The following is an 11,811-nucleotide window of genomic DNA, read 5'->3' as shown; positions in this document are numbered from 1 at the left end:
CGGCGGTGCCGTCGCCCGCATGTACGCGCTGATCATCGTCACCGGACTGCTCGGAGTGGCGGTCAACGTGCTGGCCCGCCGACTGGAGCGGTGGCGAGCATCGCCTGGCGCAGCCAGGTCAGCGCCCGCGAGAGCAGCCGCGAGACGTGCATCTGGGAGATGCCGAACCGGGCGGCGATCTCGGCCTGGGTCTGGTTGCCGTAGAACCGCATGGCCAGGATCCGCCGTTCCCGCCAGGGCAGTCGGTGCAGCAGGCCGCTGACCGTCACCCGGTCGTCCACGGATTCCAGCGCGATGTCCGACTCGCCGACCAGGTCGCCGAACTCCGCCGAACTCTCCCCGCCGACGGGCGCGTTGAGCGAGGCCGGGCTGTAGCCGGCCGCCGACTCGAGCGCGGCGAGGATCTCCTCCTCCGGCGTATCCAGCCGCTTCGCCAGCTCGGCGACCGTCGGTGCCCGGGACAGCTCGCTGGTCAGCGCCGCCGTGGCCTGCCCGACCTCCAGGATCAGGTCGCGCAGCCGGCGGGGCACGTGCACGCCCCAGGTGCGATCCCGGAAATGCCGCTTGATCTCACCCACGATGGTGATCGCCGCGTACGCGGTGAACGAGCCCCGTTCCGGGTCGTACCGGTCGACGGCGTTCACCAGGCCCAGACGGGCCACCTGCTCCAGATCCTCCAGCGGTTCCCCGCGCCCCCGGTAGCGGCGGGCCAATCGGCCCGCGAACGGCAGCGCGAAGCGCACCAGGTCGTCGCGGGCCTCGTGGCGCCGCTCCGGTGGCAGTCCTTCGATCCGCGCCGCGTACGCCAGCGCCGCCGCATCGAGGTCCTCCAGGCCCCGATCGGTGGGTGGTGGTGTGGTTGTGGTGGTCTGTCCGAACATCCGCGCCTCCCTCAGGAAGGACCCCGCCCGGATTCGGGACACCGGGCACGCGCGTAGGCACGCACGGGCCTGAAGTGGGTTACGTGACTGGGATGTAAGCGGGCGACGGCGCCGTGCCACGCCAAGGTGATCAGCCTGTCGCAGCCGGCGGTGTTCCCGCTCCGTAGGTACTCAATCACGGGATCGCGGGTTCGCGAGGATGTTTCGTCAGCCCCGTCTCAACAGATCAGCAGGCCATGGCGGGTGCCGCTGTCGGCAAGCACGGCGAGGGCATCGGCCACCGCGAGCGGGCGCGGGGTGGGCAGGTCGTACGCCTGAGCGCGGAGCACCTCGGTAGCCCGGCGGGTGGGCACCGAGGTGACCGGGTAGCCCCGCGCCGTGGTCCGGTCCAGCGCCCGGCGGCGGCGGCCGAAGGCGGCGATGGCCAGCCACTGCGGCAGGCCGGCGAGCGCCGGCGAGCGGACCCCCGGCGGCTCCGGCAGCACGTCGACCGAGCTGAACGGCTCGCTGCCGGCCAACCACCACTCCACCTGCTCCACGCTGCGCCGGGTGGCGTTCTCGCACCAGTACGGCACCAGCCCGGCCCGTACCACCTGCCACGGGTCGAGCAGCCGGCCGCATTCGACCACCAACCGGTTACCGGTCTTGCCGGCGGCGCGCAGCCAGCGGCGGTACAGGTCGGCGGTGGCGGCGCTGAGCACCTCCGGCGCCGGGAACAGCACCCGGTGCAGCGGATGCCCGTGCCGCGACGTCCACTCCCGGGCGCCGAGTTCGAAACCGGGCTCCACGCCGTGCTCAGCGGCGGCGGGCGGGGCGGAGATCTCCGGCAGCTCCCAGTGCGCGCCGTCACCGCCGGCGGAACGCAGCACCTGCCGCAGCGCGTGGCTGTCCGGGTGGAAGTCCACCGGATCCAGGCCGCTGCCCGGACAGCCCACCTGGAAGCTGTGCCCGTCGGCGGCGTCCAGCACCGGCCAGGTCCGCGCGTCGCGCAGCACCAGCACCGGCGCGCCGGGTGCCAGCCGCTCGGCCAGGAACCTCCGGTACGCCGCCGGCAGCGCCCGCCAGCGGCCGGCCAGCGCGACCGTCACCCCGGCCAGCGCGCCCCGGCTGGCCGGGCAGTGCACCTGTCGCACATGCAGATCAGGGTTTCCGGCGAGCAGCCGCCCGGCGAGCGCGGCACCGTGGTCCAGGGCGGCACGGGGGCGGTCCACCGCGCCGTGCGGCCAGTGCGCGGTCATCTCGAAGCTGGCGGGCAGCCACGGCATCCCGAGCGCCACCGCCAGGTGTGCGGCACCGCCGTGCGGCGAGCCCAGCAACGCTCCCGGGTACCGCTGGCGCGGGTACTGGTCGACGAACCACTGGGCGACACGGGCCCCGTCGACCTCGGTCGTCTGCTCGGCGGTGAGGGCGACCCGGCCGGCGGAGCGGACCGCCGCGGCCCGGCGCACCGGATCGGGAGTGCCGGCGAAGCGGGACATCGGCCCGACATGGCCGAGGTCGGCGCAATCGACGCCGCGCAGGGCGCGGGCGGTGGCCGCGACGAGGATCCGCGCCGTGCTGCCGACCGCCACGATCCGATCGCCGGCCAGGCCGGCACCGGCCGCCGCGAGTCCCGGGCGCACCTTGCGCACCGGCCCCACCTTGCCTCGTTCGCTCACCACGCGGCCCGGCTTCCCGCCACGATGCGGGTTAAACAGGGCATCCCTCCACCGAGCGGCATCAATCATGTGATCTTGGCCGATCACGGCTACCGGGGTCAGGCCGACGTCGCGGCCCTCATCCCGACGTCTCCACCGGCCCCTCGCGCGCCGGACGCCAGCACCTCCCGGGCCGCAACGCCCCACCGACGCCCGCGCTCCCAGAGGCGCGCCGCGCTGGCCCGAATGCCCCGGCAGCCGCGGCCGCTCCCGGCCCCAGAACGGCGTGACAGACCTCCACTTGGCACTGCGGAGGCCCCTCCCGAAGTTCACGCCCACCCGGCGGGCCAGCCCCAACCCGACGCACGCGCGGTATTCACTCGGCGTGCGCGGCCCCGCGGCGGAGTGCCCGGTTCGCGCGGCAACGGCGCCGCCAACCCCACTACTTCCAAGAATCTTGGACAGTTACCGTTCGGCCTTAACGGCAACTGTCCAAGATCTCGATATACGTGGGTGCGGTTGGGCGCTGCCGGGATTAGGTTGCGAGGTCGGGTGCGGGGCCGAGGGCCGCCAGGTTGTCCCGGGGTCCGGGCGCAGCCGGGTGGCGCGTTGGGCCGACCACTATCTCCAGTACGCACGGCCGGTCCGCGGCGAGCGCCTCGTCCCAGGCCGCGCCCACCAGTTCGGGCCGGTCGACGCGTACGCCGTGCAGGCCGAGCAGCCGGGCCCAACCCGCGTACGGGACGTCGTCGGCCATCGTCCGCGCGGAACCCGGGTACCGCCGGTGACCGGACCGGGTGTTGAGCACCAGGATCACCAGACGCGGGTCGGGCCACGCCCACCAGCCACGGGCGACCGTGACCAGTTCGGCCAGGCCGTGCAGTTGCATCCCCTCGTCGGTGACCAGGGCAAGCACCGGCCGGTCCGGGTCGGCCAGCTTGGCGGCCATCGCGTACGGCAACGAGCCGCCGGTCGCCCCGGGGGCGTCGCACGGCAGGACGACCGCCCCGCGCGGGAGGTGCCGGCCGAGGCGGGTGAGAACCTTGTCGCCGTCCACCGTCACGGCGATGCGCTGGGGCAGCCGGGCGGCGAGTTCGTCGAGCACCAGCGCCGGATCGATCGGCCCGTCCGCGCTGATGAAGGGATGCCGGTCGCCGTGCCCGTGGTGGGGCAGCACCAGGCAGACCGGGCCACCGGTGGTCACCGCGCTGCGCAGCGCCTCGTCCACCAGGTCCGCGACGCGGTGCGGGTCACCGGCATACCGCACGTGCCGGCACGAGCCGGCGAACAGCCGCCCGATGCGCGAGTACGAGTCGGCGGATGCGGACCCGTCCTTCGCCGGGTACGGACCGGACGGCTGCGAATCGGCTAACCGGTGCGGGCCAGTCGCCGGACGCGGGCCGCTCGCCGGACGCGGGCCGCCTGACGAGTGCGGGGCGAGTGACGGGTGCAGGCGGCTTGACGGGTGCGGGACGGTGGACGGGTCGGGGGGCTGGACGCCGACGATCGCCAGCACCGGCAGGCCGGCCTGCCGGGCGCCGGCGAGACCGCTGAGCAGCCCGAAGGCGGCCGGTCCCTCGGCCGCCAGGCAGACGCCGATCCCGCCGGTGAACCGGGCGTGCCCGGTCGCCATGAAGGCGGCGGTCTCCCCGTGCCGAGCGGGCACGAACTCCGGATCGCCACCGGCGGCCCTCAGGGCCTCGACCACCGCCGCATTCGCCTCGCCCGGTCGACCGAAGACCCGCGACACCCGCCAGGCCGACAGCCGCGCGACGAGCGCCTCAGCCACGGCCCGGCCTTCCTCGGCCGGGTCGAGCACCATCGGGCCGACCACGGCCGACTCAGGCACCGCCGGGCCCACCACCGCCGGGTCGGGCACGGTCGGGTCGGGCACGGTCGGGTCAGGCACCGCCCCGTCCCGGGGTGGACGGGTCGACGTAGCGCAGCACCGCGCCCACCCCGTCCACCAGTCCCGGGGCCTCGTCCGGGCCCAGCACGGTCAGCTCGGCGTCGGTGCCCACCAGCGCGCGGACCAGCGCCGCGTCGGCACGTACCCGCTCCGGGTCGGTCACGGTGGGCAGCTGGGTCGGGTCGGTGGCGATGTCGGTGGCCCCCGGGCCGATCCAGAGTTCGCCGTTGGCGGACGGGTCGTCCACGATCAGCATCGTGTCGACCTGGTTGCGTTGCAGCGCGGAGACCACGGCGTCGAGTCCGGCGCCGACGTCCTCCTGCATGCCGAAGCGGTCCAGCGCGGCGGTCACCCGCTGGTCGGCCACCTCGGCGATGGTCTGCACGGTGAGGTCGTCCAGCAGGGTCTGGTCGGCACCGCCGGCCCGCGAGCCCGCGTCGGTGCGGACCACCATGTCCTGCCAGCGTTCCGGCATCTGGGCGGCGATCATGCCGGTAGCCCGGACGTCGCCGGCGACCACGACCACCTCGGCGCCGACCCGCTCGGCCAGCTCCACGGTGGCGGCGGTGACGTCACCAGCGTTGTGATGCCACGCCTCCATGGCGGCGCGTTGGTAGCGCGACTGCGACCAGCCGCCGGGCTTGACCCGGCGCAGCTGGTAGCTCTCCCGGCCGACGACGTGGGCCCGACGCGGTACGCCGCCGGCGCTGACCGACATCGCGTCGGCGCCGGTGCGGTCGGCCAGCACCCGTACCCACGCCACCTGCTCGCCCCGCTGCGCCAGCAGCGGCATCACGTGCGGTAGCGGGGCGTACGCGGCCAGATCCCGCCGGGGCGGGGCGGACAGGTACTCGGAGAGCACCACCCGGCCCCGGGTACCGAAGACGGCCAGCCCGTAGTCGCCGGGCATCGGGTCGTGGCCCCGGATCACCCCGTCGAGGGCGGCGATCGTCTGCTCGTCCGCCCCCTGCTCGGCCAGCTGCTGTTGCAGGCCGCGCCAACGCAGATGGAGTGCCGGGTGGGCGTCCTCGGTGTCCAGCGAGGCGTCCAGGTAGACCGAGCACCACGGGCCCGGACGTCCGTAGAGCGGGCGTAGGAAGGACAGCTGCATGCTCGACCCCTTTCCAGCTCGGCCCACCGCTTACCCGCGCCGTCCGGCTTGTCACCTACCAGCCGTGCGGCGTGACCCGTTTTCATTCACGTCGTTCAACTCCGAGGATCGATACGATCTGTAGGCGGAAGCGGACTCTGGGTGGTGGTCATGGACGCGACATCGTATTCCCGGCGCAGCCTGCACCCCACGGGCCGGATCCTCACCGCCCAGATCGTGCGCCTGCTGGACGGCTACCCCCGGGAGATACGCGTGGGGCAGCCGGTGCTGGTGGTGGTGCTCGCCGCCGCCGGGGTGGCCGGCCTGCTCGCCCGGCTGGTGCGCGCCCTGCTCTCGGCCGGCTCCGGGACTGGCCGGCGCAGCTTCAAGGACCTGAAGAAAGGCCCGGAATACCTGGTCACCCCGGTCCGCCTGCGCGACGCCAACGGTCGCGCGTACGAGGTCGAGCTGCACGGGCACCTGCCGCAGAGCGCGCTGCACCCGGCCGACCACGTCCAGCTGACCCTGCGCGATCAGGGTGACCCCGACCTGCCGCCGAAGATCGAGCGGATCGTCAACCTCACCACCGGGCAGCTGCTCAGGCCCCGTACGGCCACGCTCTGGTCGCACCTGGGCCCACCGCTGCTGTTGCAGGCGGTGCTGGGCACCCTGCTGCTCGCTGCGCTGGCGGCCTGCACGGCGCTGACCTGAGGCCGGCCGAGCCGGCCGGACGGACCGGTCAGCCGACCGGGGCCGGCTGACGGGCCGGTTCGGCGACGGCGAGCATGCCGCGCCGGCGGGCCCACCGCTCGAAGGCGAGGGTGGCGAACGGCGGCACCGCGCAGGCCAGCGCCACGCCGGTGGCCAGCAGGCTCCACCGGTGCACCCGGGCCACGGCCAGCACCAGCACGCCGTACGCCACGAACAGCGCGCCGTGGATCGGCCCGAAGATCTGCACGCCCAGCTCGTTGGCGGGCGGGCCGTACTTGACCGCCATCCCGGCCAGCAGGCCAGCCCAGGAGATCGCCTCCGCGATCGCCGCCACCACGAACAGCCGGGTCACCTTTTCACGCACGCCGGCCATGGTATCGACGCCCCGGACCGCAAAGTCGGACGCGGTGCGTAAGCGCCGCGCGGTTCAGGTCGAAAAAGGTTCAATGGTGGACAACCGGGCCGTCGGGGCTTCCCTCGGATGCGCGGACGTGCGAGGTTTGGGGGTACCAGCGGTGACAGGGTGGTGACCATGGGCGAGGAAGTCGGCGTGCAGACCTTCAGCCGCCAGGACCGGGCTCGCTACCGGGACAAGGTACGCCGCTGCCTCGACGTCTTCGCCGAGATGCTGCGCGAGTCCCGATTCGACGTCGACCGGCCGATGACCGGGCTGGAGATCGAGCTGAACCTGGTCGACGACGCCGGGATGCCGGCGATGCGCAACGCCGACGTGCTCCAGGCGGTGGCCGACCCGAGCTTCCAGACCGAACTCGGCCAGTTCAACATCGAGATCAACGTGGCGCCCCGACGGTTGGCCGGCACCGGCACCGCCGAGTTCGAGGAACACGTACGGGCCAGCCTGAACGCGGCCGAGCAGCGGGCCCGGACGGTCGGCGCGCACCTGGTGATGATCGGCATCCTGCCCACCGTCCTGCCGGAGCACCTGACCGCCGACACGCTGTCGGCCAACCCCCGGTACGCGCTGCTCAACGAGCAGATCTTCGCCGCGCGTGGCGAAGATCTACGGATCGCGATCAACGGGGTGGAACGGCTGGCGGTCACCGCCGACACCATCACCCCGGAGGCGGCCTGCACCAGCACCCAGTTCCACCTCCAGGTCGGCCCGAACCAGTTCGCCGACTACTGGAATGCCGCCCAGGCCATCGCCGGGGTCCAGGTGGCGCTCGGCGCGAACGCACCGCTGTTCTTCGGCCGGGAGCTGTGGCGCGAGACCCGGATCCCGCTGTTCCAGCAGGCCACCGACACCCGCCCCGAGGAGATCAAGACACAGGGCGTACGGCCGCGGGTCTGGTTCGGGGAACGGTGGATCACCTCGGTGTTCGACCTCTTCGAGGAGAACGTGCGCTACTTCCCGGCGCTGCTGCCGGTCTGCGACGCGGAGGACCCGGCCGAGACGCTCGCCGCCGGCGGCGTGCCGACCCTGGCCGAGCTGCGGCTGCACAACGGCACGATCTACCGCTGGAACCGGCCGGTCTACGACGTGCTCAAGGGCCGGCCGCACCTTCGGGTGGAGAACCGGGTGCTGCCGGCCGGGCCGACCGTGCTGGACACCGTCGCCAACGGGGCGTTCTACTTCGGCCTGGTTCGCGCGCTCGCTGAGGCCGACCGGCCACTGTGGTCGCAGATGTCGTTCAGCGCCGCCGAGGAGAACTTCAACACCTGCGCCCGGCACGGCATCGACGCCCATGTCTTCTGGCCCGGCCTGGGCTATCTGCCGGTCACCGAGCTGGTGCTGCGCCGCCTGCTGCCGCTGGCCTCGCACGGTCTGGACCGGTGGGGCGTCGAGCCGGCCGAGCGCGACCGGCTGCTCGGCATCATCGAGCAGCGCTGCCTGACCGGCCGCAACGGGGCGAGCTGGCAGGTGGCGACGCTGCACCGGCTGGAGTCGGCCGACCAGCTCGACCGCCCGGCGGCGCTGCGCGAGGTGGTCCGGCACTACGTGGAGCTGATGCACAGCAACCGCCCGGTCCACGAGTGGCCGATCCCCTGACCAGACCGATCGGGTGACCGCAGTGTGACCTGGATGCCGATCGAGCGCCACCGGGCCGGGCTGGACGCCGATCCCGTCGGCTACCTGGACGGCAACAACGAGCGGCTGGAACGCTCCGTCGCGTCGGCGGCGGCCGACTGTCTCCAGGTCGATCCGGATAGCGTGGCGTTCACCGACTCCACCACGATGGGGCTGGGCCTGCTCTACGGCGGGTTGCGGCTCCGACCGGGCGACGAGGTGCTCACCACCGAACACGACTTCTACGCCACGCACGAGGCGTTGCGGCTGCGCGAGACGCGCGACGGCGTCAGTGTGCGCCGCGTCCGGCTCTACACCGATCCGGCCACGGCGAGCACCGACGAGATCGTCGGCAACCTCACCCGGGCGGTGACGCCCCGAACCAGGGCCGTGGCGGTGACCTGGGTCCACTCGGGCACCGGCGTGAAGCTGCCGATTCGGGCGATCGCCGACGCGTTGCACGGCCGCGACGTGCTGCTGTGCGTGGACGGCGTGCACGGCTTCGGCGCCGAGGAGAGCAGCTTCGCCGAGTTGGGCTGTGACTTCCTCGTCTCCGGCTGCCACAAGTGGCTGCTGGGTCCGCGTGGCACCGGCCTGATCTGTGGGACATCCGAGGCGTGGGCCCGGTTCACGCCGATCATCGCCCCGTTCGACGGTCCCAGCATGGCCGCCTGGCTCGGCTTCGACGGCGGCGCCCCGGCGCCCGGCTCGGCCGCCACGCCGGGCGGCTACCACGCCTTCGAACACCGCTGGGCGCTCGCCGAGGCCTTTGAGCTGCACCGGGCGATCGGCAAGGCCCGGGTGGCCGGGCGTACCCGGGAGTTGGCGACGAGCCTCAAGGAAGGGCTCACCGGGTTGCCCGGGGTCAACCTCGTCACACCCAACGGCCCCGAACTCTCCGCCGGCCTCGTCTGCTGCGAGGTGTCGGGCAGCTCCGCGGAGCAGGCGGTCGCCCGCCTGCGCGACCGGAAGGTGGTGGCCAGCTCCACGCCGTACCGCCCGTCGTACCTGCGGTTCGGCACGACCATCGCGAACGACGAGAGCGACGTCGAGGCGGCGCTGCGGGCGGTACGGGACCTCTGACTCGGCGTGGTCCGCAGCCGCCGTTCGGCTCGTAGTGAGCACCCGTGGCATCACATGTCAAAGTTTCTAGACATGGTGTCAAGCATCCCTTACTCTTGGTGCGTCAAGGATTTTTTACACCGAGGAGGCCGGGCCATGACGCACGAGGAGAAACGGGCCTGGATCATGCTGGTGGTCAGCGTGGTCGCGTACGGCGTGTACGTGGTCGTCGTGTTGGGTCGGCTCGACGGCGGGCCGCTCGCCGCGGTGCCCTACGCCGGTGCTCTGCTGTGGACGATCGGCGGGGCCATCGCGGCGAACATCGTGGCCGAGATCGGGATCGGCGTGGTGAACCCGCGGGCGTCCCGCGTCAAGGATGTGCGCGACCGGGAGATCGGGCGGCTCGGCGACCACGTCGGTCAGGCGTTCGTGGTCATCGGCGCGGTGTCGGCGATGCTCATGGCGCTGGCCGAGTGGGACTGGTTCTGGATTGCCAACGTCGTCTACCTGTGCTTCGTGCTGTCGGCGGTGGTCGGCTCGCTGGCAAAGGTGATCGTCTACCGCAGGGGTGTCCCGCAGTGGTGAAGCCGACCCGTGTCACCAACAACATCCGTGCGCTGCGCTTCGCGCACGACGAGATGACCCAGGCCGACCTCGCCGAGCGGATCGGCGTGACCCGGCAGACCGTGATCGCCATCGAACAGGGCCGCTACTCGCCGTCGCTGGAGATGGCCTTCCGGATCGCCCAGGTGTTCGGCGTACGGCTCGACGACGTATTCCAGTACCCCGACTCCGAGGAGGTCGCACCGTGAAGGCCATCGTTCAGGACAACTACGGCCCGGCAGCCGCGCTCGACCTGCGCGACATCGACCGGCCGGCCATCGGCGACGACGAGGTGCTCGTCCAGGTACGCGCGGCCGGCGTCGACCCCGGCGTGTGGATCTTCATGACCGGCCGCCCCTACCTGGTACGCCTCGCGGCCGGGCTGCGCCGGCCCCGGGTGGCGGTACGCGGCCGGGACCTGGCCGGGGTGGTGACAGCGGTCGGTGCCCGGGTTACCCGGTTCCGGCCGGGCGACGAGGTGTACGGCACCTGCCTGGGTGGCTCGTACGCCGAGTTCGCGAGCGCCCCGGCGCAACGGCTGGCCGGCAAGCCGGCCAACCTGTCGTTCGAGCAGGCCGCGGCGGTGCCCGTCTCCGGCATGACGGCGCTGCGCGCGGTGCGCGACAGCGGTGCGGTGCGCCCGGGGCACCGGGTGCTGGTGATCGGCGCGTCCGGTGGCGTCGGCTCGCTGGCGGTCCAGATCGCCAAGGCGTACGGCGCGACGGTGACCGGCGTCTGCGCCCCGGCCCGGATCGAGTTCGTCCGCTCCCTCGGCGCCGACGACGTGCTCGACTACACCGGCGAGGAGATCGACCGGGACGGCCCGGTCTACGACGTCGTCATCGACACCGGCGGTGACCGCCCACTGGCACTGCTGCGGCGCGCGCTCACCCCACGCGGAACGCTGGCGCTGGTGGGCGGCGCATACACCAGGGGCCGACTGCTCGGCGGCTACGGCCGGCAGATGTTCCGGGCGCCGCTGCTGTCCCTGTTCGTCGGTCAACGACTGCGCACTGTGAGCGCGGTGGAGCGCACCGACGACCTCGACGAGCTGCGGGAACTCATCGAGTCCGGCGCGCTGACGCCGGCGATCGACCGCACGTATCCGCTCGCCGACGCGGCGGACGCGCTCCGGCACTTCACCGACGGGCACCCGGCGGGAAAGGTCGTCGTCACCATCTGACCCTTGGCAGGTTGCGACGCTCCGACGATGCGATGACCGAATCGACGGCTGCGGCGTAACCTTCGGCCGCCGGCTGACACAGGTAGAGGTATGAGGGACGTCAACGACCGGGGGACGGACTGGTTCCGCGGGGTCTACGCGCGGCACTTTCCGGACGTCGTCCGTTATGGCCTGCGCCGGCTCGACGGCATGGCCGCGGCCGAGGAACTGGCCCAGGAGGTGTTCCTGGTCGCGTGGCGCCGCCGGTGGGAGGTGCCGGCGCGGACACTGCCGTGGCTGTACGGGGTCGCGCGTCGCCTGCTGGCGAACCACTGGCGGGCGCAGCGGGCGGTGCCGCCGTCGGGCGAGCTGAGCGAGACGGTCGGGTTGGACCGGCACGACGGCATCGTGCGGCTGATGGATGTGCGGATCGCGCTGGGCCGCCTGTCCGACGACGACCAGGAGATTCTTCGGCTGGTCGGCTGGGAGCAGCTCTCCCTGCGCGAGGCGGCGCTGGTGGTGGGCTGCGGCTCGGCCACCGCCAAGGTGCGGTTGCACCGGGCGCGGCGGCGGCTCGCCGAATTGCTCCGGGAACGCCCCGCGCAGGCCACAGCGGTCGACGGTCAGCTGGGAGGAGTGCGATGAGCGAGCGCCTGCGGGAACTGTTCGAGGCGGCTGACCCGGCGCGCGCGGTGCAGGTCGGGCCGGGTGACGTCGAGGCGGTGCT

General features: G+C 72.9%; 11 protein-coding genes and 1 pseudogene. 7 read left to right on the top strand and 5 right to left on the bottom strand.

The window, feature by feature from the left end; genetic code table 11:
* Window positions 1-83: 83 nt before the first annotated feature.
* The 4 genes and pseudogenes from AB0M52_RS22025 to AB0M52_RS22010 form a co-directional block, all read right to left on the bottom strand.
* Window positions 84-881 (bottom strand): annotated as a pseudogene (locus AB0M52_RS22025) (SigB/SigF/SigG family RNA polymerase sigma factor); the annotation flags it as partial.
* 218 nt (window positions 882-1,099) lie between these two features.
* Entirely contained in the window at window positions 1,100-2,512 is a 1,413-nt protein-coding gene (locus AB0M52_RS22020; RefSeq protein ID WP_363956636.1) for a hypothetical protein, read from the bottom strand.
* Window positions 2,513-3,053: 541 nt separating this feature from the next.
* Window positions 3,054-4,427, bottom strand: coding sequence for a thiamine pyrophosphate-binding protein (locus AB0M52_RS22015; RefSeq protein ID WP_363956633.1), 1,374 nt, complete (start codon window positions 4,425-4,427; stop codon window positions 3,054-3,056).
* Entirely contained in the window at window positions 4,420-5,538 is a 1,119-nt protein-coding gene (locus AB0M52_RS22010) for a Vms1/Ankzf1 family peptidyl-tRNA hydrolase (RefSeq protein ID WP_363956630.1), read from the bottom strand. The genes AB0M52_RS22015 and AB0M52_RS22010 overlap by 8 nt, the downstream gene beginning before the upstream one ends.
* A 141-nt stretch (window positions 5,539-5,679) precedes the next feature.
* On the opposite strand from AB0M52_RS22010, the gene AB0M52_RS22005 reads away from it, so the two are divergent.
* A complete protein-coding gene (locus tag AB0M52_RS22005) occupies window positions 5,680-6,228 on the top strand; it encodes a hypothetical protein (protein WP_363956627.1) in 549 nt (182 codons plus the stop codon).
* Between the two features lie 28 nt (window positions 6,229-6,256).
* On the opposite strand, the gene AB0M52_RS22000 is transcribed toward AB0M52_RS22005, so the two are convergent.
* Window positions 6,257-6,601 (bottom strand): DUF3817 domain-containing protein, encoded by a 345-nt coding sequence (locus AB0M52_RS22000; RefSeq protein WP_363956624.1) that lies wholly within the window; start codon window positions 6,599-6,601, stop codon window positions 6,257-6,259.
* 159 nt (window positions 6,602-6,760) lie between these two features.
* Between AB0M52_RS22000 and AB0M52_RS21995 the strand changes: the two genes are divergently transcribed.
* The 6 genes from AB0M52_RS21995 (at window position 6,761) to AB0M52_RS21970 (ending at window position 11,729) form a co-directional block, all read left to right on the top strand.
* On the top strand, window positions 6,761-8,239 hold the full coding sequence (locus tag AB0M52_RS21995) for a glutamate--cysteine ligase (RefSeq protein WP_363956622.1): 1,479 nt from the start codon (window positions 6,761-6,763) through the stop codon (window positions 8,237-8,239).
* A gap of 33 nt (window positions 8,240-8,272) precedes the next feature.
* Complete coding sequence (locus AB0M52_RS21990) at window positions 8,273-9,340, top strand: aminotransferase class V-fold PLP-dependent enzyme (RefSeq protein ID WP_363956620.1); 1,068 nt, start codon at window positions 8,273-8,275, stop codon at window positions 9,338-9,340.
* Between the two features lie 135 nt (window positions 9,341-9,475).
* Window positions 9,476-9,904 carry a hypothetical protein gene (locus AB0M52_RS21985; RefSeq protein ID WP_363956617.1) on the top strand — a complete coding sequence of 143 codons (429 nt, stop codon included), beginning with the start codon at window positions 9,476-9,478 and terminating at the stop codon, window positions 9,902-9,904.
* Window positions 9,898-10,131 carry a helix-turn-helix transcriptional regulator gene (locus AB0M52_RS21980; protein ID WP_111215052.1) on the top strand — a complete coding sequence of 78 codons (234 nt, stop codon included), beginning with the start codon at window positions 9,898-9,900 and terminating at the stop codon, window positions 10,129-10,131. The genes AB0M52_RS21985 and AB0M52_RS21980 overlap by 7 nt, the downstream gene beginning before the upstream one ends.
* A complete protein-coding gene (locus tag AB0M52_RS21975) occupies window positions 10,128-11,105 on the top strand; it encodes an NAD(P)-dependent alcohol dehydrogenase (RefSeq protein WP_363956614.1) in 978 nt (325 codons plus the stop codon). The genes AB0M52_RS21980 and AB0M52_RS21975 overlap by 4 nt, the downstream gene beginning before the upstream one ends.
* A gap of 90 nt (window positions 11,106-11,195) precedes the next feature.
* On the top strand, window positions 11,196-11,729 hold the full coding sequence (locus tag AB0M52_RS21970) for a sigma-70 family RNA polymerase sigma factor (protein ID WP_363956611.1): 534 nt from the start codon (window positions 11,196-11,198) through the stop codon (window positions 11,727-11,729).
* The last annotated feature ends 82 nt before the right edge of the window (window positions 11,730-11,811 follow it).

Origin of the sequence: Micromonospora sp. NPDC051296, from assembly GCF_040682255.1 — a bacterium.
Lineage (GTDB): Bacteria > Actinomycetota > Actinomycetes > Mycobacteriales > Micromonosporaceae > Micromonospora > Micromonospora craterilacus.
Note: the sequence above shows the minus strand (reverse complement) of the source record. Positions and strands in the feature narration are given on the sequence as shown.